Source organism: Rhizobium sp. AP16 (genome assembly GCF_000281735.1).
Taxonomy (GTDB): Bacteria; Pseudomonadota; Alphaproteobacteria; order Rhizobiales; family Rhizobiaceae; genus Rhizobium; species Rhizobium rhizogenes.
In genome coordinates this window covers 64,130-88,254 of record NZ_AJVM01000070.1, presented here as the reverse complement: position 1 = coordinate 88,254, position 24,125 = coordinate 64,130, and the positions used below count along the sequence as shown (strand labels likewise).

24 protein-coding genes are annotated in these 24,125 nt (G+C 61.4%); 11 read left to right on the top strand and 13 right to left on the bottom strand.

Translation table 11 applies throughout. From position 1 onward, the window contains the following. Window positions 1-5 precede the first annotated feature (5 nt). Window positions 6-425 (top strand): hypothetical protein, encoded by a 420-nt coding sequence (locus tag PMI03_RS23665; RefSeq protein WP_007699265.1) that lies wholly within the window; start codon window positions 6-8, stop codon window positions 423-425. Window positions 426-1,231: 806 nt separating this feature from the next. Here the strand turns inward: PMI03_RS23665 and PMI03_RS30770 are convergent. Continuing rightward, on the bottom strand, window positions 1,232-1,597 hold the full coding sequence (locus PMI03_RS30770; RefSeq protein ID WP_309574477.1) for a hypothetical protein: 366 nt from the start codon (window positions 1,595-1,597) through the stop codon (window positions 1,232-1,234). A gap of 119 nt (window positions 1,598-1,716) precedes the next feature. Here PMI03_RS30770 and PMI03_RS31870 point away from each other — a divergent pair, with 119 nt between their 5' ends. Then, window positions 1,717-1,863 (top strand): hypothetical protein, encoded by a 147-nt coding sequence (locus PMI03_RS31870; RefSeq protein WP_007699254.1) that lies wholly within the window; start codon window positions 1,717-1,719, stop codon window positions 1,861-1,863. Between the two features lie 540 nt (window positions 1,864-2,403). On the opposite strand, the gene PMI03_RS23655 is transcribed toward PMI03_RS31870, so the two are convergent. Then, on the bottom strand, window positions 2,404-3,294 hold the full coding sequence (locus PMI03_RS23655) for an amino acid ABC transporter substrate-binding protein (protein ID WP_007699253.1): 891 nt from the start codon (window positions 3,292-3,294) through the stop codon (window positions 2,404-2,406). 270 nt (window positions 3,295-3,564) lie between these two features. Here PMI03_RS23655 and PMI03_RS23650 point away from each other — a divergent pair, with 270 nt between their 5' ends. Then, window positions 3,565-4,251, top strand: a complete 687-nt coding sequence (locus PMI03_RS23650; RefSeq protein WP_007699252.1) for a cysteine hydrolase family protein — start codon at window positions 3,565-3,567, stop codon at window positions 4,249-4,251. 87 nt (window positions 4,252-4,338) lie between these two features. Here the strand turns inward: PMI03_RS23650 and PMI03_RS23645 are convergent, their stop codons facing one another. Beyond that, complete coding sequence (locus PMI03_RS23645; protein WP_007699250.1) at window positions 4,339-5,070, bottom strand: dienelactone hydrolase family protein; 732 nt, start codon at window positions 5,068-5,070, stop codon at window positions 4,339-4,341. A gap of 215 nt (window positions 5,071-5,285) precedes the next feature. Between PMI03_RS23645 and PMI03_RS23640 the strand changes: the two genes are divergently transcribed. Continuing rightward, on the top strand, window positions 5,286-6,815 hold the full coding sequence (locus PMI03_RS23640; RefSeq protein WP_007699248.1) for a S10 family peptidase: 1,530 nt from the start codon (window positions 5,286-5,288) through the stop codon (window positions 6,813-6,815). 18 nt (window positions 6,816-6,833) lie between these two features. On the opposite strand, the gene PMI03_RS23635 is transcribed toward PMI03_RS23640, so the two are convergent. Further along, window positions 6,834-7,451, bottom strand: a complete 618-nt coding sequence (locus PMI03_RS23635; RefSeq protein WP_007699246.1) for a TetR/AcrR family transcriptional regulator — start codon at window positions 7,449-7,451, stop codon at window positions 6,834-6,836. Between the two features lie 79 nt (window positions 7,452-7,530). On the opposite strand from PMI03_RS23635, the gene PMI03_RS23630 reads away from it, so the two are divergent. Next, complete coding sequence (locus PMI03_RS23630) at window positions 7,531-8,151, top strand: NAD(P)H-dependent oxidoreductase (protein ID WP_007699244.1); 621 nt, start codon at window positions 7,531-7,533, stop codon at window positions 8,149-8,151. A gap of 11 nt (window positions 8,152-8,162) precedes the next feature. Here PMI03_RS23630 and PMI03_RS23625 read toward each other — a convergent pair whose 3' ends face one another. Continuing rightward, entirely contained in the window at window positions 8,163-9,674 is a 1,512-nt protein-coding gene (locus PMI03_RS23625) for a mechanosensitive ion channel family protein (RefSeq protein ID WP_007699242.1), read from the bottom strand. 268 nt (window positions 9,675-9,942) lie between these two features. On the opposite strand from PMI03_RS23625, the gene PMI03_RS23620 reads away from it, so the two are divergent. Further along, window positions 9,943-11,529 carry an aldehyde dehydrogenase (NADP(+)) gene (locus PMI03_RS23620; RefSeq protein ID WP_007699240.1) on the top strand — a complete coding sequence of 529 codons (1,587 nt, stop codon included), beginning with the start codon at window positions 9,943-9,945 and terminating at the stop codon, window positions 11,527-11,529. An 88-nt stretch (window positions 11,530-11,617) separates the two neighbouring features. Here PMI03_RS23620 and PMI03_RS23615 read toward each other — a convergent pair whose 3' ends face one another. Next, entirely contained in the window at window positions 11,618-12,775 is a 1,158-nt protein-coding gene (locus PMI03_RS23615; protein ID WP_007699237.1) for an NAD(P)/FAD-dependent oxidoreductase, read from the bottom strand. A 74-nt stretch (window positions 12,776-12,849) separates the two neighbouring features. Here PMI03_RS23615 and PMI03_RS23610 point away from each other — a divergent pair, with 74 nt between their 5' ends. Further along, window positions 12,850-13,305, top strand: coding sequence for a MarR family winged helix-turn-helix transcriptional regulator (locus PMI03_RS23610; protein WP_007699234.1), 456 nt, complete (start codon window positions 12,850-12,852; stop codon window positions 13,303-13,305). 48 nt (window positions 13,306-13,353) lie between these two features. On the opposite strand, the gene PMI03_RS23605 is transcribed toward PMI03_RS23610, so the two are convergent. Together PMI03_RS23605 and PMI03_RS23600 are read right to left on the bottom strand one after the other, a co-directional pair. Continuing rightward, complete coding sequence (locus PMI03_RS23605) at window positions 13,354-14,274, bottom strand: YncE family protein (protein WP_007699230.1); 921 nt, start codon at window positions 14,272-14,274, stop codon at window positions 13,354-13,356. Window positions 14,275-14,416: 142 nt separating this feature from the next. Further along, complete coding sequence (locus PMI03_RS23600; RefSeq protein ID WP_309574476.1) at window positions 14,417-15,307, bottom strand: AraC family transcriptional regulator; 891 nt, start codon at window positions 15,305-15,307, stop codon at window positions 14,417-14,419. Window positions 15,308-15,586: 279 nt separating this feature from the next. Between PMI03_RS23600 and PMI03_RS23595 the strand changes: the two genes are divergently transcribed. Further along, window positions 15,587-16,579 (top strand): substrate-binding domain-containing protein, encoded by a 993-nt coding sequence (locus PMI03_RS23595; protein ID WP_039974597.1) that lies wholly within the window; start codon window positions 15,587-15,589, stop codon window positions 16,577-16,579. A gap of 67 nt (window positions 16,580-16,646) precedes the next feature. Here the strand turns inward: PMI03_RS23595 and PMI03_RS23590 are convergent, their stop codons facing one another. Genes PMI03_RS23590 through PMI03_RS23570 form a run of 5 tightly spaced genes read right to left on the bottom strand, consistent with a single transcriptional unit; the run spans window position 16,647 to window position 21,683 of the window. Further along, the gene (locus PMI03_RS23590; RefSeq protein ID WP_007699221.1) at window positions 16,647-17,912 is read right to left on the bottom strand and encodes an ABC transporter substrate-binding protein; all 1,266 of its coding nucleotides are present in this window, start codon (window positions 17,910-17,912) and stop codon (window positions 16,647-16,649) included. Window positions 17,913-17,937: 25 nt separating this feature from the next. Beyond that, window positions 17,938-18,774 (bottom strand): carbohydrate ABC transporter permease, encoded by an 837-nt coding sequence (locus PMI03_RS23585; RefSeq protein ID WP_007699219.1) that lies wholly within the window; start codon window positions 18,772-18,774, stop codon window positions 17,938-17,940. Next, window positions 18,771-19,694: a carbohydrate ABC transporter permease gene (locus PMI03_RS23580; RefSeq protein ID WP_007699217.1), complete on the bottom strand. Its 924-nt coding sequence runs from the start codon at window positions 19,692-19,694 to the stop codon at window positions 18,771-18,773. The genes PMI03_RS23585 and PMI03_RS23580 overlap by 4 nt, the downstream gene beginning before the upstream one ends. Beyond that, window positions 19,687-20,850 carry an ABC transporter ATP-binding protein gene (locus tag PMI03_RS23575; RefSeq protein WP_007699215.1) on the bottom strand — a complete coding sequence of 388 codons (1,164 nt, stop codon included), beginning with the start codon at window positions 20,848-20,850 and terminating at the stop codon, window positions 19,687-19,689. Before PMI03_RS23575 ends, PMI03_RS23580 begins: the two co-directional genes overlap by 8 nt. Further along, window positions 20,847-21,683, bottom strand: a complete 837-nt coding sequence (locus PMI03_RS23570) for a metallophosphoesterase (protein WP_007699214.1) — start codon at window positions 21,681-21,683, stop codon at window positions 20,847-20,849. Before PMI03_RS23570 ends, PMI03_RS23575 begins: the two co-directional genes overlap by 4 nt. Window positions 21,684-21,921: 238 nt before the next feature. Here PMI03_RS23570 and PMI03_RS23565 point away from each other — a divergent pair, with 238 nt between their 5' ends. The 3 genes from PMI03_RS23565 (at window position 21,922) to PMI03_RS23555 (ending at window position 24,065) form a co-directional block, all read left to right on the top strand. Then, on the top strand, window positions 21,922-22,131 hold the full coding sequence (locus PMI03_RS23565; RefSeq protein WP_007699212.1) for a SlyX family protein: 210 nt from the start codon (window positions 21,922-21,924) through the stop codon (window positions 22,129-22,131). Window positions 22,132-22,268: 137 nt separating this feature from the next. Beyond that, entirely contained in the window at window positions 22,269-23,021 is a 753-nt protein-coding gene (gene msrA / locus PMI03_RS23560) for a peptide-methionine (S)-S-oxide reductase MsrA (protein ID WP_007699210.1), read from the top strand. Between the two features lie 120 nt (window positions 23,022-23,141). Further along, entirely contained in the window at window positions 23,142-24,065 is a 924-nt protein-coding gene (locus PMI03_RS23555) for a bestrophin family protein (protein WP_007699207.1), read from the top strand. Window positions 24,066-24,125: the final 60 nt, after the last annotated feature.

Below are 24,125 nucleotides of genomic sequence, written 5' to 3'. Positions count from 1 at the left end.
TGAATATGACAAAATTGCCTTTTTCGGTGCTGACTGTGTTGTTCATCGGTATCGGACTGTCGAGCTGTGTTACGACGAATGCCGAAGGTATCAAGCAGAGCGAATTCCATGGGCTTGCGGTGAGCGGCGAGCGGACAAGAATCGGCCGCGATTGGAGCTTGAATCCTGATTGCAGTATGCTGGCCCTGCCCAAGGTGCGAGTGCTCGAGGCACCTAAACACGGCAAGCTTGAGATCAACTCTGAAGCCATCTTCCCCACTGCAAGTGGGTTCTACAAGAAATGCAATGCGACCAGGGTTCGTGGTACGGTCGAGTATTACACATCCGACAAGGGCTTTGTCGGTAAGGACAGGATCGTCACGCGAAGCTCCTATGGCGATGGACTTGTCCAGGATGCGACTACAAACATCAACGTCGTCAAGTGAATGGCGCCTCCAGCGGACAGATGCCTTCCCGTTTGCGCGGGAGGGCCTTTTTCTTTCAGCTTCGATGTCCCCAATTTAATCAGAAGAGTATGCGAGCGATGCCGCGATTTTTGCTGAGTTTTGTTTCCGCCATTTCAGCCATATCCTTGTCCGGGTGCGTAACCACCTCTGCAGACGGTGTGAGGCAAATACCACAAGATCACGTCGTCAAGAGCGGTAAACGAGAGCAAATTAGACAGTCATGGCATCTAAACCCTGATTGCACCGTATCTCACGTTCCAACCGTGCGTGTCATCGAACTGCCGCGGCATGGGACAGCAACGATCTCTGATGAAAAGGGATTGATCTCCAAGGCCAAAGGCCAGTTCGCCAGATGCAATTCCCTGAAGCTGCCTGTGGCTGGGATCTATTATCAATCAGCTCCGGGATATATCGGGCGCGATAAATTTATTGCACGCGTTTCATATGGGGATGGTCACGTTGTCGACAGGATAGAGAGTATCCGTATTCAAAAATAGCTGGGTAGGGCTTGCTTCAATGAGGATCGGCACCAACGGATACCCCTTGCCCACCTCTTCATGAACGCAGATCTGACCAACTAAGCTTGACGATGAGGACATCCGCGACTCAATCAGACGATGCAGGTCTTTCTCGGAGTGGCCGTGTCGCCAAGGGCGAGAGGAGAGGTCTGATCGCTAGTGATCCGGCAGTGGCGATGAATTGCACGGCCTTCGATCCCGGTGATTGTAGCCAGTTCTTCGCCACGCCCCGACTATGATCGTTTCTATCTTCGCAATCCGAATCCCTTACCGTTTCATGCCTGCTTGTTTCAGGACGAGGGTGCGGACAACGGCATGGAAGACGACAGGAAAAGACGGAAGGTCGGGAGAATACCGGCCAATAATGATAGTTCGGGACCGGATCTCGATCAGGAGCCAGGAGAGGAAGAAAAGAAAGAAGGCGGCGATGCCCTTATGCCTCAGGAACGGCTGGAGAGAGTGGTGTTCGACATCATCGTCCCGAACCGCTATGCCTGCCTCAACCATCATCGGCGTGGTACGTGTGAGAATGGCCATTGCATCACTCACAATAAGATCGAGGCGCGTGTTCTTACCGGCCTCAAGGACTGTCTTGTGTCCGCCGAGGCGGTGGCGGAAGCTGTTCGTGTCCATGCCGAGGAGATTGAACCGGCTGAGCCACAATCCGGCGAGCACAGGCGGCGACCGACCAGAGGGCGCTCGCCAAGGTCGAGCCTGCTATTGCCGGGATCATCACGGCAATCGAGGACGGCATGTATCGGCCGTCGATGAAGGCGCGCATGGCCGATCTTGAACAGCAGAAGGCGGAGATCACGGCTCGTCAGTTGGAGGCGCCGGCCGATATCCCTGACGTTCATCCAAATATTGCCAATCTCTACCGCCGTCGTGTTGAGCGTTGACGGAGACGCTCAACGATCCGGATGGCGGACGGCAGGCGGCAGAGGCGTTGCGTTCGTTGATCGGCGACATCGTCCTCATGCCTGGCGACAAGCGGGGTGAGGTTCATGCCACGCTGCGCGGCGAACTCTTCGGCATTCTCGACTTCGTCAGGAGAGAGGAAAGTCTACCTCCTGACGACGCTATGCTTGCGGTAGCAGCGCGCCCCCGCAACCAAAGTTTACGAGACTTATCAAACGAACAAGCCCTCCCGCGAGGAGGGCTTGTTCGTATTTGGTAACCGGTCGAGCGGACAAACGCTTCGGCTTTGCTCGCGGAGTTAACCCCTTCTCAGGGGCCTGCAAGGAGGCAAAGCCGACGCAGTCGGACAAAAAACCTCAGAGCCTGCCCCCAAAACCAAAAACATTCCCCCATAAGTCCCTGACTGTTCGGCCGGATAATCGATCCGTACAAAGAGCCCGCTTGGTAAAACCAGCGGCCTTCTCGGCGCTCGATACAATCGGAAATGCAAGTGCTCGCGGCAAAAACGAGTGCGTCCGGCCTTAATCCGGAATCGACTGCGTCATGATCTCGCTGCGCAGAACAGGTCCTTCATCTCCGAAATAGGTCTTCAACAGCTTCGGGAAATCGTCCGATTGGTAAAATTCGGTGAGCGTCTGATCCACGAGGAGGCGGAAGGTGGAATCGTCGCGTCGTAGGGCGATCCCGTAGGGTTCATGCGTAAACAGGCGGTTGCCGATGGCCAGCGCCGAGGCTGTGCGGGCATGCGCGGCGAGGCTGATGAGGAGGGCGCGGTCGGCGAAATAGGCGTCGATCTTGTGGTTTTCAAGCGCGTTCAGCCCGTCCTGATGGTTGGGGAAATCGACGACGCGGGTTTGCGGGACATCGGGGCCGAGGGCCTCGCGCAGCGTTGCGCCGGTGGTGGTGTCGGAGCGGACGCCGATGATGCTGGCCGAAGGCGATTTCGTGTCGGTGGCGCGGGTCGGGCGCTTGTCGAGGAAGAGGATCTGCAGGTATTCGGGCGAATCCTTGCGCAGCAGCGCGCTTGCGCCGGTCAGGAAAATCGGCTGGGAGAAATCGACGGTCTCGCGCCTGGCAAGATTGATGGTGATGGCGCCGCAGAGGAGGTCGATCTGGCCGCTTTTCACCGCGCCGAAGCCGTCGGCAAGGGTGATTTCGACATAGTCCCGCTTCACCTGCGGAAGCTTGCGCGCGACCGCATCGGCGATCCTGCCGCAGAGGTCGATGGTATAACCCGTGGGAATGCCGTCCTTGTTCTTGAAGGAGAAGGGCGCTTCATCGGTGATATAGCCGATCCGGATAGTGCTCTTCTGCGCGATAAGGTCGAGCGTTTGCGCGGCGGAGGCCATATGCGCCGCAACACCGAGGGCGAGGCCTGCCAGAACCAACCGTTTCGTGCATTTCGCCAGCATGATCTTCATCTCCGAAAGAATGGTGGCGATCGCAAGCGCTTGAGGAGGAGATTATGGTCTGGCCGGTATTTGTCAACGATGGATTGTCTTGCAGAAATTTCGCGGCTTGCTTGTGTGTCTGGCGCTGCCCCGGGGACTTGCCTCGGTGAGGTGGATGCTCTGACCAGTTGGGGATCACGAAGAGTTTCGTTATCATCCCGCCTGTTTTCACCTATCCAGGATGCATGGTCAGATCGTACAAATCTTGAGAGTTGGGGAGAGAGGGATGTCATGAGAGATATCGGCAGGGTAATGCGGAATTCGGGTGTTGCCTTCGGTATTGGTTTCATCGCTTTTAGCGCGGTCATGAGCCCTCTCGGCACGTCGGCGGCCTTTGCCCAGACCATTATCGACGACTGGCAGACTGTGAAGCCGCCGGCGGCGCCGGAGTTGAAGCCGGTGACCGTCGATCTCAAGACGACGGCGCTACTGATTCTCGATTTCAACGGTGCACAGGATCCGACCAAGGGGCCGTGCAACAAGAATACCAAGCCGCGCTGCCTCGCCTCCGTGCCGAAGGTCAAGGCGATGCTGGACGAAGCGCGTGCCAAGGGCGTGTTCGTGGTCTATAGCCTCGCCGGCAAGGGCGAGCCGCAGGATATCGCCACGGATCTCGCGCCGCTGGCAAGCGACCCGATCGTCAAGTCCGGTCCGGATAAATTCGTCGGCACCAATCTTCGCAACATTCTCTCCGACAAGGGTATCCAGACGGTGATCGTCACCGGCACGGCGTCCGAGGGCGCGGTTCTCGATACCGCCACGGATGCGGCGCTGAACGGCATGAACATCATCTTACCCGTGGACGGCATGTCGTCGACCGAGCTTTACGCCGAGCAATATGTGGCCTGGCACATGGTCAACGCACCCGGCGTCTCGCAAAAGACGACGCTGACCCGGATCGACATGATCAAGTTCTAGTCGCTCGCCCGGTTTGTCGGGCAATTCACAAAACACCCCATTCCTACGTTCGAGAGTGGGGTGTTTTCGTTTGAAGCGGTTGACCGGTCAGGACAGGGTTTCGCCGAACAAATTCAGCAGGCGTTTCCAATGCCGTTCGCCGCCGGTCTCGTCGTAGACGCCGTGGTCGGGGACGGTCCAGCCGTGGGCCATGCCGACATAGTTTTCGATGATGTGGTCGACGCCGCCAATGCGGAGCGCCTCGGCGAGGCGGGCGGATTGTTCCGGCGGAAAACTGTTGTCGACGCCGGCAACGCCGATATAGACGCGCGCCTTGATGTCGGCGGCAAGATGGTGCGGGCTGTCTTCGGCGTCGCTGGCGAGATTGCCGCCATGGAAGCTTGCGGCCGCCGCGATGCGGTCGGCATAGGTGGCGGCGGCCGTTAGCGCGCGTCCGCCGCCCATGCAATAGCCGACCGTGCCAACCGAACCCTTGGCGCCGGCGGCCCTCAACGTATCGAGGAAGGCGGCGCTGTCGCGTTTGGTCATCTCTTGCGTCGTGCCGCGCAGCATCGTCATGATCGTTTCGCGCGAGGCCGGGTCGCCAAAGGCTGTGCCGTCGAACGGGCCATAGTCGCCGAAGCGATAGAACAGATCCGGCAGAAGCACGATGTAACCGGAATCGGCAAGCCGCTGCGCCATGCCACGGAGCGACGGGCGCGGACCCATGGCATCCATGTAGAAAATGATGCCGCGCTCGGCGGAGGCGTCATTGTCGGGGCGGAAGATCGACGCCTTGGCGACGCCATCGGCGGTATTGATTTCGATGTCCTGCTTCATTGTCGAATTCCTTGCGATCCTGGTTGAATGCCATTTCCCCGAGCTGGGGCGCACTCTCGCAAATGGTCGTCAGGTCCTCAATAGCATCTCTCAGCGAAAGGGATGTGATGGAGGGAGCGGCGATCAACATCTCTTGAGTTCCCGCCTTTGCCGTCAGTGGAATAGTATCCGGGGCGACGGCGTCGATGCGCGGGGCCGATGGAGGATGCATTCTTATGTCTTTTCGCCAGATGGTTCCGGGCCTTGCGCTGGTCTTCTCCCTTGTCTCGACGCTCGCCTTTGCCGCGCCGCCGGAGCAGGGCCACACTGGCGGCGGCGGCGGCGGCAGCGTTCTTTCGCTGCTGCCGGCCGATGCGGTCAGCGATCATGTACTGAATGCCGATGGCAAGAGCATTCCCTATACGGCGACGGCCGGAACGCTTGATCTCTTCGGCCAGGATGGCCAGCGCACTGCGGCGATCTTCTACACCGCCTATGTTGCCAAGGATCGTGATCCCAACAGGCCGATCACCTTCGTCTTCAATGGCGGGCCGGGTGCTGCTTCGGCTTTCCTGAGCCTCGGTCTGGTCGGCCCTCGCATTCTCGATTTCGGTCCCGACGCCCGTGACGGTGCCAATGCCAAGCTGGTCGACAATCCCAAGAGCTGGCTGAACTTCACCGATCTCGTGCTGATCGATCCGATCGGCACCGGCTGGAGCCGTACGGTCAAGCCGGATGACGCCAATGGCTTCTACGATGTGCGTGCGGATGCCGACAGCCTCGCCAAGGCGATTGCGCTTTATGTCGCTCATAATGGGCGGGCTGCCTCGCCGAAATATATTCTCGGCGAAAGCTATGGCGGCCTGCGCTCGGCAAAGGTCGCCAGCAGCCTGCGGCGGGAACAGGGCATCCTGATTTCGGGCATCGTCATGCTGTCGCCTCTGATCGAGGGACGGCTCGTCTTTGGGGCGAATGATCTGGCGTTCGGCGCGGCGCTCGAATTGCCGTCGCTGGCGGCCGCCGAACTGGAGCGGCAAAATGCCTTTAGCGAGCAGGGGGTGAAAGACGCCGAGACCTTTGCGCTCAACGAATATCTGCCGGCGCTGACAGGCCCGCCACCGACTGGCGATGCAGGCCGCGCCTTCTATGGGCGCGTGGCCAAGCTGACGGGTATCCCCGAAGATGTCGTTGCCCGCAATCAGGGCTTTCTGGGCGGCGTCTATCAGAAACACTCCGATGGCGCCGGCGCGGATGTCGCCAGTATGTACGACGCCTCGTTCCTGGCGCCCGATCCCTATCCCCAATCGGATGCGGAGCATGGTGGCGATCCGATCCTGGATGGTTTCGTGCGCGCCTATGGCGGCGCTTTTTCGAGCTACGCGCGCGACGAACTCGGCTTCCATACCGACATGACCTACACGCTGCTGTCGAACTCCGTAAACGAGCAATGGAACTGGGGCGGCCGTAAAGGCGGCTCGCGGTTGAGTGCCAGCGCGACGGACGATATCAAGGAAATGCTGTCGCTGGTGCCATCCTCCCGGCTGCTGGTGGCACAGGGCTATAGCGACATCATCATTCCCTTCGGTGTCAACAAGTACGTACTCGACCACATGCCGGCCGCCTTTGCCGATCGGGTGGCGCTGAAACTTTATCGCGGTGGGCATATGTTCTACACGCGGCCAACTTCGCGTGAGCAATTTACTGCGGATGCCAAGGCATTCTTCGAGGCAAAGTCGGCGACGCCACCCGCGGCGCAATCGAATTAGAGCAGATGCATGCGGCTTTCATGCGTTCCTGGCAACCATGGCGATAATGGTTTCGAAGAGTTCGGCTTGCGCTTCCGCGGCGGTAATATCCCCGGTTGCCGCGACGTAGGATAAAGCTTCGGCCGCGCCGAGCATGGCCCACAGGCCGGCGGAAGCGATGGTGCCGGTCTTTGCAAATGGGGCGAGGGCGATCCGGCATTTCTCGATGAACACCGTCTCGTAGTCACGCTTGATCTTTTCGAGCTCCGGTGAGCCGGCCAGTGCCGCGATCACGCCGGGTATCTCGCGTCCCTGCAAAAGCACGCAGTCGACATAAGCTGTAGCAATGACCGTTGCCCTGTCCGTCAGGGTCGGCTCGCTCGCCCCAAGTGCGGCGTCCATCGCCGTTGTCTGCCGCGCGTCGAAGTCCTGGTAAAGGGCCGCCAGCAGGCCTGGCCGCGTGCTGAAATGGTCGTAGACCACGGGTTTCGTGATGTTGGCCCGCTCGGCGAGGCGGCCGAGCGTCAGCGCTTCCGTACCCTCGTCGCGGATCACCTGCCATGCGACGGCCAGAAGCTGGCGATGCCGGTCCTCTCTCGTCAACCGGCGGCGCGGCTGGGAAGTAGATGCCTGTTCCAGGTCTTCGGTGCTTGACATCGCTATATACCAAAAGTAACTTACTAAAAGTATATAAGATGTTTTCCCCACCCGCAATCCGTTCGCAGGAGTTTTTGCCATGCACGCGCTTATCGTTGTCGCGCATCCCAATCAGACGTCGCTCAGCCATAGTGTTGCGGCGCATATCGCCGAGGGCGTGTCTCTGTCCGGAGAAGGCGACACCTTCGAAATCGCCGATCTTGCGGCGGAGGCTTTCGATCCGCGATTCACCGCAGCCGATATCGCTCTCCATCTGCGGCAGGCGCCACCTGCCGCCGACGTCGCCGTCGAACAAGCGAGGATAGATCGCGCCGATGCCCTCGTGCTCGTCTACCCAGTCTACTGGTGGTCGATGCCGGGGCTGCTCAAGGGATGGATCGATCGGGTGTTCACCAATGGCTGGGCCTATGATGAGGGTCCGGACGGAAAATCAGAGAAGAAGCTTCGCCATCTCAAGGTTCATCTGGTCGCCATCGGCGGCGCCAGCCTGCGCACCTATGCGCGGCACGGCTATTTCGGCGCGATGAAGACGCAGATCGATCATGGGATATTCGGCTACTGCGGCGCGCGCGTCATCACATCCGAGCTTCTGCTCGGATCGGAGGCGCAGGATGTGGCATCTCATCTGAACGCGGCGCTCGCCGTCGGCCGCAATCTCTTTCATGCACCTGAGCGAACTGAGGCGGCTGACGCGGCGTGAATGGGTAGCGGCTAATCGTGCTGTATCTGAAACAGATGCTTGATGCGGGCGCTCAGCGAGCTGATGGGAGCGCCGTTGACCAACATGTTGCTGGCGCCGAAGAGATGATGCTCGGCCTCGATGCGTTTTGAGAGGATGGCCCCCAGCTCCTCGGCGAGGGAGGGTCGGTCGCGCAGCAGCGGCGCCAGGCAATCCTCGCCGATCTCGTATGTCACGACGAAGGTGAGCGCTCGGATCGTGCCGACTTCGCCGGTGTCCATCAGCAGGCCGGCTTCGCCGAAGTAGTCGCCGGGGGCGAGCCGTGTCAGCTCGATTTGCCGCTGCGCTTCCTTGCGGGTGATGCTGACGACGCCGGAACGCACGATCGTCAGTGCCCGCAGCCGTGTTCCCTGCTCGGCGATGACGGTATCCTTGCGATAGGTGTGGCGCTGCATATGCGATGCCAAGTGTTCCTTCTCGTCTTCGGTCAGCGACGAGAACAGCGGAATATTGCTGAGCAGCCGCCAGGGCGTGCCCGGATGCTGGGCGATGCTCGCTGCTACCTCGGCTCGCTCTTCCGATGGCATCATGATTGCACCGGGAGGGCCGGCGAGTTTCAGGCCGCCGGCTTTCGAATGGCGGTAGATGAGATCGTAGATTTCGTTCTTGGCGGCGGTGGTCTGCGATATGTCGCGGATGCGGAAGGTCAGTTGCAGTTCCACCGCCTGGGCGTCGATCGAATTGACCATGACGCTGGGCTCAGGCGTCTTTAGGATCGCGTTGCAGCTGATCAGAACGTTGCGCATCACCTCGGCGATGACGTTCGGCTGCGTGGTCGGCTGGACACGCACGGTGATGGTGACGCCGTGGCTCTCGTCCGGGCTGGAGAGATTGGTGATCCGCGTCTTGGCAAGGGTGCTGTTTGGAATGACGACGAGGTCGTTGGTGCCGTTGAGCAGATGCGTGGCCCGCCAGTTTGTCTCGACGACGCGGCCCTGGATATCGTTGTCGAGCACCACCCAATCGCCGATGGAATAGGGCCGGCCGAGATTGAGCGCCAGGCCGGAGAAGACATCGCTGAGTGTGCTCTGCAGCGCCAGGCCGAGAATGATGGCGAAGACGCCGGAGGTGGCGATCAATGTGCCGATGGGGACGCTGAAGACATCGGCGACGACGGAGAGAATGGCGCCGAGATAGATGATGCCGACGACCACATCCTGCAGCAGCCGGCCTTCGCGCGGCTTGCGTTCGAAAATCAGGAACAGGCGGACAAAGGCCACCAGCACCCAGGCGGCGTTGAGCCACCAGACGATCTTGGCGAAGCCGGTGAAGACGCGCAATGTCACCGTGCCCACCGGCGAACTCTGCTCATAGGGCACGATGCCGTGATAGAGTAGAAGCGCGGTGAGGCTGACAAAAAAGGCGATCTGCCCGATCAGTCGGCCGGCGCGCCGGTGGCGAAGCAGGAAGCGGCTGACGAATGTGCCGATGACCACCAGGATGCAGAACTGGACGATGGGATCGGCGAGAAGCGCAATGGACATGAGGACTTGGCCGCAATCAGTCGTTCGGATGACCGGTAAATTGGCACGAACGCTGCCGCAATACCATATAGGGATGGCATGCTCGTTTTCCCGCCCTCTTCAGCCTTGATCCCCGGGCGGGGCCGGCGCATAAGGTCGTCATCGTCTTATCCTTGGGATAAGGCTTGATATTTAGATGACGATTATCATCTTACATCTGTCATTTCGTCCTGCTATCTGCTCCTGATGGGCGCACCTCCCAGCGCCCCGGCATCATCAAGGAATACCCATGACACAGTCTTTTGTGATTAGCGGCGATCTGCTGATCGGCGCGGAGTCGACCGGTGAAAACAAGTCCGTGCGTGCCATCAATCCGGCTACCGGCGCAAACCTGGAACCGGCCTTCGCGATTGCCAGCGAGGCGGAGGTTGCCCGTGCTTGCGAATTGGCCGCCCAGGCATTCGATATCTATCGCGCCACCAGCCCAGAAGCCCGCGCGACGTTCCTGGAGACCATCGCGGCGAACATTCTGGAGATCGGCGATGCGCTGATCGAACGTGCCACCGAAGAGACCGGCCTGCCGGTCGCCCGCCTGCAGGGCGAACGTGCCCGCACTGTCGGCCAACTCCGGCTGTTCGCGCAAGTGGTTCGCTCCGGCGAATGGCTCGACCTGCGCGTCGATCCGGCATTGCCGGAACGCAAGCCGTTGCCGCGCCCGGATCTGCGCCTGCGCCAGATCGCGCTTGGCCCCGTCGCCGTCTTCGGCGCCAGCAATTTCCCGCTCGCCTTCTCGGTCGCCGGTGGTGATACCGCTTCCGCGCTGGCCGCCGGTTGCCCCGTCGTCGTCAAGGGTCATCTCGCCCATCCGGGCACCGGCGAGCTGGTCGGCCGTGCCATTCGCGCTGCCGTCGTCGCCTGCGGTCTGCCGGAAGGCACCTTCTCGCTGCTGACCGGCGCGAACGAGACCGGTGCGGCGCTGGTGCGCAATCCGCAGATCAAGGCCGTCGGTTTCACCGGCTCGCGTGGCGGTGGCCTGGCGCTCGGCGCTATCGCGGCGGCACGGCCGGAGCCGATCCCGGTCTATGCCGAGATGAGCAGCGTCAACCCGGTCTTCCTGTTTCCGGCAGCGCTTGCCGCCCGCGCCGAGGCGATCGGTAGCGGCTTCATCGATTCGCTGACGCTCGGCGCCGGCCAGTTCTGCACCAATCCCGGCCTGGTCTTTGCCATCGACGGCCCCGATCTCGACCGTTTCGTCGATGCCGCCAGCGCCGCACTGACCGGCCGTGCACCGGCGCCGATGCTGACGCCCGGCATTCACGCTGCTTTCGACACCGGCGTTGCCGCTCTTGCCGGCCACGAGGCGGTGAAGACGGTTGCTCACGGTGCGCCGGCGGAAGGCGTCAACCGCAGCCCCGGCATCTTCTTCGAAACCGATGTCGAGCAGTTCCTTGCCGACGAGCGGCTCGGTCACGAGGTCTTCGGCGCAGCGAGCCTGCTGGTACGCTGCAAGGATATCGACCAGATGATCGCCGTTGCCGAAAAGCTGGAAGGCCAGCTCACAGCGACGTTGCAGCTCGATGCCGGCGATCATGCCATTGCCGCCAAGTTGCTGCCGGTGCTGGAACGCAAGGCCGGACGCATTCTCGCCAATGGCTGGCCGACCGGCGTCGAAGTCAGCCACGCCATGGTGCATGGCGGCCCATTCCCGGCGACGTCCGATAGCCGTACGACCTCGGTCGGCACCCTTGCCATCCGCCGCTTCCTGCGTCCGGTGTCCTATCAGGATATTCCGGACGGCTTGCTGCCGGTGGAATTGCGGGATGAGGGGGTCAAGGGCCTGCCGCATCTTCTCGATGGCATCCGCAAGGGCAATTGAGCGAGACCTCAATATCTAATAGCGATTGAGGAGATTGCCACCCTTTGGAAACGGGCCATTTTGGCCCGTTTTCTGCTTCCAGTTGATGTTATGCCGCTGTGCTGTGGCGGGCTTCGAGATGCGCCTTATAGTGCTGGAGCGATAGCTCCGCTCCGAGATGGGATAGTTCGGTGGCGACTGCCTCCGCCGCATGTTCTGCTGGCTCCATGACGCGTTCGAACATCTCTGCTTCATAGGCTCTGACGGCATTTCTCCAGTCGTCGTTTTCCAGAAGCTGACGGCCAAGTTCGGCCGCATCCAGCATGGCCGCGTTCACGCCTTCTCCACCGAAGGGCGACATCACATGCGCGGCGTCGCCCAGAAGCGTTATTCCGATACGGTTCTGCCAGCGATGCCCGACCGGCAGCGCATAGATCGGCCGCGAGACGATATGGTCATTGCTTGCGTGGATGAGGGCGAGGATCTTCGGCGCCCAGCCTTCGAATTCCGCGGCCAGCTGTGCGCGGGCTGACGCCGGCGACGCAAAGTCAAAGGCTTTGTCGGCCCAGTCGGCGGGCACGCGGAAAATCGCGTAGCCCCTGATGTGGGCATTGCCGTTGCGTTGCACGATCATGCCTCTGCCGTCAGCCTCGACACTGATCTTGCCACGGCCGACAAGGGCAGCGAGCTCGGGATGGCTGGCGTCGACGTCGTCGATGCCGAATTCGATGAAGCTGATGCCGCTATATTGCGGGCGGTAGTGGGAGACCAGCGGCCTTACCTTGGACCAGCTGCCATCGGCACCGACGACGAGATCAAAGGGGCCAGCCGTTCCGTGTTCGAAGAACAGGTCGTAGGCGCCGTCGTCCCGAGGACATACCTCGCGCAGGCCGTGGTTCCAGCGGATGATGTCCGCCGGCAGGGAGGCGAGCAGGATCTCGCGCAGCGCCGTGCGGTCCACTTCAGGCCTGTCGGATTCATCGGCCTCGTCATCGGCAAACAGCAGCGTACCGTTCTTGTCGTAGAGCCGGCTCCCCTGATCTTCGTAGCGCGCGATCTCCAGGAATTCTTCGTAGAGGCCGGCGTGGCGCAGCGCCAGCTGGCCGGATTCGACGTGCAAGTCGAGCGTTCCACCCTGCGGCCGAGCGAGTGCGTGCTCCTCGCGTTCGAAGACGGTGGTTTTCACTCCGCCCTGGTGGAGAATGCGGGCGAGTGTCAGGCCGGCGGGGCCTGCGCCGATGATGGCGATGCGGGCATAAGATGTCATGGACAAGATTCTCTTCTTTCTGTAGATAGGTACCTATACAAATCAACATAGGCACCTATACAAGTGACGAAAATATGACCGATTGGGACTTGTTCGAGAATCCGGCGCCGCTCATCAACATGGCGTCGCGCAGCTTTGCGCGGCTCGGCGAGCGTCGAGTGAAGGCGTTGGGCTTCAACATCGGCCAGCTGCCGGTGCTCTACCTGCTTCGGAATGGAGCGCGGATGTCTCAGAAGGAATTGGCGAAGTTCGCCAAGATCGAGCAGCCGTCGATGGCGCAGATGTTGGCCCGCATGGAGCGCGATGGTTTGATCCGGCGCACGCCAGACCCGGCGGATGGGCGCAGCAGCCTCGTGTCGTTGACCGAGGCGGCCCTCGCGAAGCTTCCCGCAGCCCGCGATGCTTTGGACGAGGGACGGGAGATGGTTCTGGCGGGATTCAACGACGACGAGGTTCAAATGCTGCTGCAATTGATGCGGCGACTTAATCGGAACCTAGAGCGGATGATCTTGGAAGAAGATGTGTCGTAGGCACGCTTCTTTGCGTGCCTACGGTATGGGTTTGGCGTCGCCGGTTGGTCAGATTTCCGCGTAAACAATCCCCGTGAACGAGCCCGCATGATGCAGAAGCTCACGCTCGCCTGAGCCATCGAGGCTGGCGGAGTAGAGATTGCCGCCGATGTCGGTGAAGAACATGCGGTTGTTAGGGAGGTCGAGCGATAGGCCGATGCCTTCGTCGAGGCCCTCGAGGACGACTTCGGAGGTTGCTGCGAGATCGTCCATCTCGGCGCGGTTGACGGTGTTCCCTCGTGGAAGATTGCCGCGGTCGGTCCAGTAGATGATGCGGGTGGCGAGATCGAGTTCGAGGTCGATCGGCTCGGGCAGCTTGTCGAGCAGGACTTCGATATCGCTGCGGCTCGTTGCCGTCTCGCCTTTGGGAATGTTGATGCCGGCGCGGAAGATGCGGCCAAGGCCGGCATCCGGCGGACCCTTCTGCGTCCAGTAGATCTGCCCGAGCGGCAGGTCGAGCGCGATGCCGACGCACCAGCGTTCGATATCGGCGCTGTCTTGCGGGCTGTCGCCGTTCTGCACCAGCGTCTCGATATCGGAGCCGTCGATATTGGCGCGCATGACACGCATGCCCTCGCGGTCGCACCAGTAGAGTTTGCCATTGCCGTAATCGATCTGGATCTGCTTCGGCGTCACCAGCGTGCTGCCGGGCGGAATTAATGTGACGTGGTTGCTGCCGTCGAGATCGATACGCTCGATCGAGCCGTCATGGGCATTGTAGTCGGTGCCCATTTCCGTCCAGTAGAGCCAACCGTTTTCGCTGTCGACGAGAATGCCGTCCGGGCTGCGGCCCGGCCGCTGGATGATCAGCTGGAGGTCGGTGCCGTCGATGGCGGAGGAGAGAATTCGGCCGTCATTGATGTCGAGGAAGAACAGCCGTTCGGTATTTTCGGGAGAGGTGGCAGGCGTCCGTGCTTCTGCTTCAGACATGAGAGCATCCTTTCAAAGGGTCGGATCTGCGGATCACAGCAGCGCGATGATGGCATTGCTTGATGACAGCATCATTCGTCTTCGTGGTCTTATTGAGGATCTGCTGCGGCGCAGCGGAGATCAAGCGCCTAGATGTCGCGGGTCATGCCTCGCCTAATGCGATCGATGTCATGTCGAAGGCGGCCGGGATCTGCGATTCCCGCCAGCGTCCCGGCGTGAGGCCGACGGATTGCGAGAAGACGCGCGTCAAATGGCTTTGATCCGAGAAGCCGCACATCAGCGCGATTTCAGCAAGCGGCGTTCCCTTGCGCATCAGTTCCTTGGCGCGGTCGACGCGGCGTTGCATCAGCCAGCGATGCGGCGGGATGCCGGTGCTGCGCGCAAAGGCGCGGGCAAAATGGCTGGTCGAAAGGCCGCAGTCGCTGGCCAGTTGCGCCAGAGACACATCCCGATCCAGCCGGGCATTGATCGTATCGCGGGCACGGCGCAGCTGCCATGGCGTCAAGCCGCCGATGACAGCGGATCGCACCATCGCCATACGGCGGCCGTAGCGCTGGACGATATGCGTATTGAAAGCCTTGCCGATGTGCTCGACGAGTAGAGGGCTTGTCCGATCAGGATGTTCGATGGCCGGGATCAGGCGGGATAACAGGTTTTCGAGGACGGTATCGCCTGCAGCGCAGCCGGGCGCAAGCGAGAGGTCGGCAATCCGGTCGAAGGTGTGGCGTGGCAGATAGAGGCTGATCGTCTCTTTGTCATCCACCTCCGCAGGTGGGTCGAGGATAAGGCGGGCAAGCGCGATCATGCCGTGAGGAAAGGGAATGACCGGAACGAGGCATTCGCCAAGCTCGGCCCGGTCTAGCGCCGGCTCCTGATGCTGCAGGCCAAGCACGAAAGCGCGCCCTTCGGGACAGTCGATGTCGATTCCGTTTTTGCAGAGGATAGCGCGAAGCGAGCGCGCCGGCGCGCTCAGCCTGAAATAGTCCTTGGACTGCGCATCCTGCAGCATCGTTGCCACGCCCCAAGCCAACAATAGCCGGCCCCTTAGGGACCGATGCCACTGACGATTACCAATTTTCACGCCACTATCCTAGATAGTGCAAAGCGAAAGCCGTCAGTCGCGTTAAAATATGATATAAATATACTATTGCTAATATAGCAATCATGCCAACGCCGATCATAAAGGGAACGCTGATCGCGTTCCCATTTCGAGCTCATTCAAATAACTGTCATCGAACTGCTATAAATCCCCGCCATTCCCATGGCCTGCCGGCCTTCAACGGCGGACCTGAAGCCGGAGATGCATGAGATCATGTCGACGCTCCAGCAAGTCGCCTTTCGCGCCGGCTGCTCGATCGCGACCGCAAGCCGGGTGCTGAATCATAACGGCCCGGTCAGCGACGAGATGGTGCGCCGCGTGCGCCGGGCTGCGGCCGAGCTGGGTTATCGCGCCAGCGGTCGCGCCGGCAGCTATACCAGTCGTCGGCCGGCGATCGGCGTGCTCATTCCCAGCATCACCAACCCGGTCTTTGCTGCTTCGCTTTCCAGCATTCAGCATCGGGCGCTGCATGCCGGCCATAGTGTGCTGATCGCGCAGTCGAACTACGATCCGGCACAGGAGGCGGATGCCGTCGCATCCTTGCTCCAGCAGCAGCCGACCGGCCTCATCCTCACGGTCTGCGATCCCGAACACAGCCCAGCTCTTTCGTCCGCGCTGCCGCCGACCGTGCTGCTCGGCAATCTGCCGACGGCCCGCTTCACCGCCGCTGTCGCGACCGACAATTTCGGCGCCGGCCGGGATCTGACCGATCATCTGCTGCGTCAGGGGCATCGCCGTATCCTGTTCATCGCCGGGCATTTCTCCGCCTCTGATCGGGCAAGGCTACGCTATCTCGGCCATGTCAAGGCGATGGAGGCCGCCGGCCATCCCCCCTTCGCTCCCCTGGAGATTTCCTTCATCGACGGTCTGGAGCAGCTCGATCTGGTGGATGTCATATCGGGCCAGCGGCCGACCGCGATCATAGCCTCCAACGATCTCCTGGCCCTTGGCGTGATGGGAGCGTTGCGACGTCAGGGGCTGTCGATCCCGCGTGATATCTCCGTGGCCGGGTTCGACGGAATCTCCCTCGGCCAGTTGATGGAGGTGTCGCTGACCACGGTCGATATACCGGATGCGACCATGGGGGCCGCGGCCGCCTCGCTGCTGCTCGACATGGCGGAAAATGCCGCACCGCCGCGCCACCTGACGGTGCCCTATCGGCTGCGGCCGGGCGGGACAGTCCGCAATCTCAACACTTCGTCCTGACGCATTTACGGATATGGAAACGCCGCCCCCGGGAAAGGAGGCGGCGTGTCTGGTGGTCAATCAAGCCTTAGCTGCGCGGCAGCATGCCTTCGACGTCGGAAGCGGCGTCATCGAGCGCTTCCTTCGGCTCGGCGGAGCCATCGACGATGCGCGACAGGTTGTCGACGATCGTCTGCGTGACCTTGACGCCGTTGGCGCCGGGGAAGGCATACCAGGGGATCATCACCGGCATCTGGCTGAGGCCGGCCTGGAACAGCGGGTTCTTCTTGTAGAAGTCGCCGAGATACTCGGCCGACTTGGCGGCGAGCTCGTTGTTCGGGACATAGCCGGTGCCGGGAACGACGACGGAGGCGCCATAGGGGCCGGCGGCGAACTTGGCGAACTTCCAGGCGGCTTCTTCCTTGACCGGATCATGGGTCAGGATGACGACGGCATTGCCGCCGGTCGGCAGGCGGCCGTTGACCGGATCGATCAGCGGGATCTTGGCGGTGCGCAGGTCGAACTTGGCGCCGACATTCTTGATCGTGTTGACAAGCGCGCCAGTGGTTTGAAATTCGAAACCGACCTTGCCGGCGGCGAAAGCCTGTTCGCCGGCAGCCTTGGTGAAGACCGGCATGCCGCCTTCCTTCACAAAGCGCTGGATCAGCTCGACGGCTTTCTGTCCCTCAGGGCCGTTGAAGGCGACCTTGCTTTCGTCGTCGCTCAGCATCTTGCCGCCGGCGCCGAAGAGGAGGGCGGAGAACATCCAGTCATCGCCCTGCCAGCGGAAGTCCATGCCGTCGACGCCGTTGCCGAGTGCCTTGATCTTGGCCGAAAGCGCGATGACTTCGTCCCAGGTCTTCGGCGGGTTTTCCGGGTCGCCGCCGGCAGCCTTCACCAGGTCGGCGTTGTAATACATGATTGGGTTCGAGGTCGCGAAGGCGAGACCGACCTGCTTGCCCTTGACCTGGGCGAGCTTGAGGATGGTGTCGGAGAAGCCCTGTGCGGCCATGTTGCCGTCCTTCTGGACGAGCGGTCCGAGATCGACGGCGACATTGCGCTCGTCCATCATGCGCAGGCGGTTGAGGCCGATGAAGGTGACATCGGGCATCTCGCTGGTGCCAGCCTGGCGCAGGATGGTCTGGATGCCTTCCTCGTAGGTGGCCGAGGGAGCGGCGAACTGGATCTTGATATCCGGGTTTTCTTCCATGAACTTCTTCGAGATCGTGTCCATCACGTTCTTGAAGAAGCCGGGCATCGGATAGTGAACCGTCAAGGTCGTCTCGGCATAGGCCGGGACCGACACGACCATCGAGATGGCCGCGGCGGCGAGAATCTGGGTGATATGCTTCATCGCTCGTTCTCCTGTTTCGAACCGGTCAGCCCTTGAGACCGGTCATGGTGATGCCCTCGACGAAGCGCTTCTGTGCCAGAAGGAATGCGGCGACGAGGGGAAGGGTGATGATCAGCGTCGCGGCCATCAGCGCGCCGTAGTCGTCGCCAGCCTCGGCCGCGCGGAAATACATGAGGCCCAGCGGCGGCGTGGCGTAGTTCTGGTTGCTGATGACGATCAGCGGCCAGTAGAAATCGTTCCAATGCGCCACGACCGAGAAGATCGCGAAGGCGGTGACCGCCGGCCAGGCGTTGGGCACGATGATGCGGGCGACGATGCCGAGCTCCGACATGCCATCGAGGCGAGCCGCATGGATCAGGTCATCCGGCATGGCGCGGAAGAACTGCAGGAACATGAAGATCGCGAAGACCGAGATCGAGAAGGGCGCCACCAGCGCGGTGTAGCTGTTCAGCAGCGACAGGCTGTTGAAGGCGACATAGAGCGGCAGGGCGGTTGCGTGGATCGGGATCAGCAGGCCGAGCATGACCAGCACCATCATCAGGCGCGCGGCGGGGAATTTCAGCTTCGCCATGGCGTAGGCGCAGGGGATGGCGATCAGCACCTGGAAGAAGAAGATCAGGCCGCAGACGACAACGCCATTGAGCAGCAGCGTGCCCATCGGCACCTTGCTCAGCGCCTTGGTGATGTTCTCGATATAGAAGAAATGCGTCGGGATCAGCTTCAGGGCGGAGGTGAAGATATCGTCCTGCGCCTTGCCGGCGGTCGAGATCATGAAGATGTAGGGCGCGAGGAAGACGAGCGAGCCGAGGATCAGCAGCGAAAGGCGCAGGATGCGGCCGGGAGTGAAGCTTGTGGAGGTCATGTGTAATGCACCTGCCGGTCTTGGACGCGATATTGCAGGAAGGCCAGCACCACCAGAATGATGAGGAAGACGGTCGTCATCGCCGAGGCGTAGCCGACCTGCATATAGACGAAGCCCTTCTGGTAGATGGTGAAGAGCAGCACTTCCGAGGCATGGTTCGGGCCGCCTTCGGTCAGCGTCTTGACGGTATCGAAGACCTTAACGGCATTGATGATGCTGATCGTGGTGACGAACAGCGTCGTCGGCCCGAGCATCGGCCAGGTAACCAGCCAGAAGCGGTCGAACGCCGATTTCGCGCCGTCGACTTCGGCGGCGGCATAGAGCTCGCGCGGGATGGCGGTGAGGCCGGCGAGGAACAGCACCATATTGAAGCCGACCGTCTGCCAGATGCCGATGATCGACAGGCTGTAAAGCGCGGTCGCCGAGGAGGCGAGCCAGTTCGGGCGCGGCAGGCCGATTTCGCCGAGCATGGCGTTGATCGGGCCGATGGTCGGATGGAAGAGGTATTGCCACACGGTTGCCATGGCGACGATCAGCGAGGCAACGGGGAGAAAATAGGCGGTGCGGAAGAAGCTGCGGCCGATGCCTTCGCTCTCGATCAACAGCGCGACGCCGAGGCCAAGCACGATCGAGGCGGGAGCGACGATGGCCGTATAGACCGCCGTGTTCCACAGTGATTTCTGGAAGGTGCGGTCCTTGAGCAGATGTGCGTAGTTCTCGAAGGCGACGAAGCGCAGGCTCTTGTCGCCGAGCTGAAAGTCGGTGAAGCCGAGGACGATGACGGCGACGATCGGGAGCAGAACGAACAGCACAATCAGGATGATCGCCGGAAGCGCCAGCAGCAGGGCGGTGCGGGTCTCGCTACGCTCGTGCTTTGCCGCCGACCGCATCGGGATAGCCGTGGCGGTAATGCTAGCCATGGGCCTTCTCCCTGCCGGCTTCGACCGTAACGGGGGTCGTGCGCAGGCGGCGGCCGTCTTCAGCAAAGACCATGGCCTGTTCCGGCGCCAGTGTCAGCGCGACCGGCATACCGGCGGACAGGCCCGCAGTGTCGGCGGGGGTGAGCTTGGCGACGATGCTCTCGCCGATGGCGTCGAGCTTGGCATGCAGGATGACTTCCGAGCCGAGGAATTCCATCCGCTCGATATGGGCGGCGAGCGCGTCCTGGCGGCTGCCGGCGAGGCGAACGAATTCCGGGCGGATGCCGAGGGTAACAGTGGAGCCGGCAAAAGTAGTCTCCTCCAGCGCCAGCCTGATGCCGCCGAAGGCGACGATGCCGTTTTCGGCGAGCGCCGGCAGCAGGTTAATGCGCGGCTGGCCGACGAAGCGGGCGACCTCGACATGGGCCGGATCATCATAGATCGTCTGCGGTGAGGCCAGCTGCAGCAACTGCCCGCCGATCATCACGGCGACGCGGTCGGCCATGGAAAGCGCTTCGGCCTGGTCATGCGTGACGTAGACGGTGGGAACGCCGGCCCGGCGATGCAGATCGACGATTTCGCCGCGGGCATGGACGCGCAGATTGGCATCGAGATTGGAAAGCGGCTCGTCCATGAGGAAGACGCTGGGGCGGCGCACCATGGCGCGGGCGAGCGCCACGCGCTGGCGCTGGCCGCCGGACATCTGGCCGGGCTTGCGGTCGAGCAGGTGGTCGATCTTCAGCGAGGTCGCCATCTCGCGGACATCGCGGATGATGCCGCTGCGGGTCGCGCGCTGGCCGGGGATCAGCGCGCCGATGAAGGGCAGGCGCTGCACGCGCGTCAGGCGGCGCATGGCGAGCGGCACGGCGATGTTTTCCGAAGCCGTCAGATGCGGATAGAGGGCGTAGGACTGGAAGACCATGGCGATGTTGCGGTCGGCCGCCGCGACGCCGGAAACGTCGTTGCCGCTGAGAACGATTTCACCGGTGTCGGCATGATCGAGCCCAGCAAGGATGCGCAGCAGCGTGCTCTTGCCGCAACCGGATGGGCCGACGAGGGCGATGAATTCGCCCGGTTCGACGTCAAGGCTGACGCCCTTCAGAATGGCGTTGCCGCCGAAGGATTTGGTGATGCCGCGAAGCGAGAGCGCGCTCATTCCGTCGGCTCCTTCTGTGCCTTCGGAGCTGCTTGCGGATAGACTTCCATGACGACGTCGTCGAGGAAATAGGCGGTCATGCCGGGGACGGCGACGATCTCGGTGGTGACGGTGTCGCCGAGTTCGTGGATCGCGGCGCCAATCAGACGTTCGCCCGGCATCTCGCGTTCCATTGTGTCGAGGATGAAGGCGGCGGGCGGCGCCCAGACTAGCGCCGTATCGTTGAAGCGGCCTTCCCAGGTCCAGTGCAGGTGGCCGCTGCCGAGCAGGGCGACGTCGTGGGCTGATATCAGATCGTAGAGACGGCGGCGCTGCACCGGGCGAACGCTCCAATAGCCGGTGTCGCCTTCGTCCGGGGCATCGACGAACAGCGGCTTATGGGCGAAGAGCGCCACGCGGCGGTCGCCGCGGCTTTCGAGCGTCTCCTGCAGCCAATCGAACTGCTTCTGCTCTTCGGCGTCTTCAAAGCCCATCAGCAGGCTGTTGAGGCCGATCAGCCGCCAGTTGTCCACGTCCTTCGCCCAGTAGTCCGGGCCGACGAGACGGCGCCAGCGCTCCAGACGCTCGGGATTGACGGGCTGGTAGGAGCCCGGCAAATGACCGACATCATGATTGCCGGGCACGATCAACATCGGCACGGAGACCTGACGCATCAGGTCCATGGAAAAGGTGAGGTCTTCGTCCTTGTCGGCGCCATCGACGCTGAGATCGCCGGTATGGATGACGAGATCGGCGCCAGCTGCTTCGATCCACCGCGCCAGCGGCTCCCAATTGCCGTTGAAATGCGGCTTGTTCGGGCTCAAATGCGTGTCGGTGATCTGGATGATCTTCAAGGCGCTTCTCCGGAAATCTTGAAAGAGAGCGCTTGTGGAGGGAATATCCTTCAAAACCGGCGCTTCTTGCCGATCTCTTTAGAAGGCCCCGATGTCAGTTAGGTAACGGGTCTTTTCACCTGTTTTCCAGTTTTGTCATATATTCGTCAAATGGCGCCGGTGCCTGTCATATGCCTAATTGAAAGACTATACGCCGGCGGTTCGGGTGATATAGATCGCTGCCGAAAGAGGAACAGAGATGTCAGACGAACAAAGCCGCATCACCACGCTCGAAGAGCTGGTGGCCTATCAGGCAAAGACCATCGAGGAATTGTCCGACCAGGTGGCGGAACAATGGAAAGTGGTCGAGCAGACGAGGCTGAAGCTCGACCGGCTGGCCGAGCGTTTCCTGACGCTGGAAGAGCAGACGATGGATGCGCCGGCCATTACAAAGCCGCCGCACTACTGAGCTGTCGTACTGACTCGGCTGGCCTGGCGCAGCATCACGTTTCGGTGTTTCACGCGGGCGTGTGTAACAAAAAACCCTGTCCTCCCGTATCTCCTTGTGACCAGAGAATTTATAATCGCGGTCGAGAGGAGATCATCATGACGGTTTCATCGAAAGTTACGATCCGCAAGGCCCTGTCGCATGTTGCCCGCCCGGCAGCCTTTGCTGTTGGCGCCGTGTTGCTGGCCGGCGTTGCACTGCAATTCGTAAGCCACGCCTTGGCTGAAGATGCTCGCGTCATTCCGGCGCCGGCCGTGGATGAAAAGCCGGGCTCGGGCAGCACGGAAACCACGGTGCTTGCCGGTGGCTGCTTCTGGGGCGTGCAGGGCGTGTTCCAGCATGTCAACGGTGTGATCAGCGCCACCTCGGGCTATGCCGGCGGCAAGAAGGATACGGCGCACTACGAGACGGTGAGCGGCGGCGATACGGGCCATGCCGAATCCGTGCGGATCGTCTTCGATACGCACAAGGTCAGCTACGGGCATCTGCTGCAGATCTACTTCTCGGTCGCCCATGACCCGACAGAGCTGAACTATCAGGGGCCGGACAGCGGCACGCAATATCGTTCTGCGATCTTCCCGATGACCGCCGAGCAGGCTGATGTCGCCAAAGCCTATATCGGGCAGCTTAATCACGCCAAGGTCTTCGACGCGGCGATCGTTACCAAGATCGAGCCGGAGCGGCAGTTCTATGTCGCCGAGGGCTATCACCAGAACTTCCTGACGATGAACCCCAATTATCCCTATATCGTCGTCAACGACCTGCCGAAGGTCAAAAACCTGCAGCGTTTGTTCCCTGGGGACTATCGCTCCGATCCGGTGCTGGTCGCAGCGAACGCCTCGGCAAATTGAGGAGAGCCGGCTAGCAATGCGGGCCGGTCAGAGCGGCTTTGCAGGAAATGCTCGTTATTCTCCTGATGTCTGGTGTATTGCTTTGCAATTGCCAGACATCAATCGAGAGTGCCTTTTACCATGATCGTCCGCGACCGGCCGAGCCTTTTCCAGCTTTTCTTCATTGTGCGCGGTTCAGTCGTCCGACGGATATTGCCGCAGATCGTCGTGATCTTCCTGCTGTCGGTGTTGATCGTCTGGGGGCATGAAGAGCGGCCGAACGTCATCCTCTCCTTCAACGGGTCGCCTTTCTCGCTGCTCGGCATCGCGCTTTCGATCTTCCTCGGCTTCCGCAACAACGCCTGTTACGATCGGTGGTGGGAAGGGCGGCGCGACTGGGGGCTGCTCATCCAGGTCAGCCGCGGCTTTGCGCGGCAGACATTAATGCTGGAGGCTGCCGGCGAGACCGGGCGTCAGGCACGCAAGGGTTTGCTGCGGTTGACAATGGCCTTTGCGCAGGCGCTGGTCTGCCATCTGCGGCCCGGCGGCGACGAGAACAAGGTGCTGCAACACCTGGCGCCCAGCGAAGCCGATTTCTATCGCGCGGCTCAGAATAAACCGGATCTCCTGCTGCGCCTGATGTCGGCCGATCTGGCGCGGCTGAAGGCAGCGGGCGGAATTTCGGATATCCAATATCAAATGCTCGATGCCAGCGTCGCTCAAATGGGTGCGGTGCAGGCGGCCTGCGAGCGTATCCGCAACACGCCGCTGCCGTTCGGCTATACGCTGCTTCTGCATCGCACCGCCTATCTCTTCTGCTTCCTGCTGCCCTTCGGCTTCGTCGACACGCTGGGCTGGGGTTCGCCCTTCGTGGCCGCTCTGGTCGCCTACACCTTCTTCGGCCTCGATGCGCTTGGCGACGAGCTGGAGGACCCCTTCGGCAATCGTCCGAACGCTTTGGCGATCGGCGCTCTCGCCGATACGATCGAGATCAATCTCAGGGAAGCGCTCGGCGAAACCGACCTGCCGCCGATGCCGCAGCCCAGGGATTTCGTGCTGATGTAGGAGCCTGCAAAAAAATATTTGTCGGGCCATGGAATAAGATCGGCCCGGCTTCCGTATATT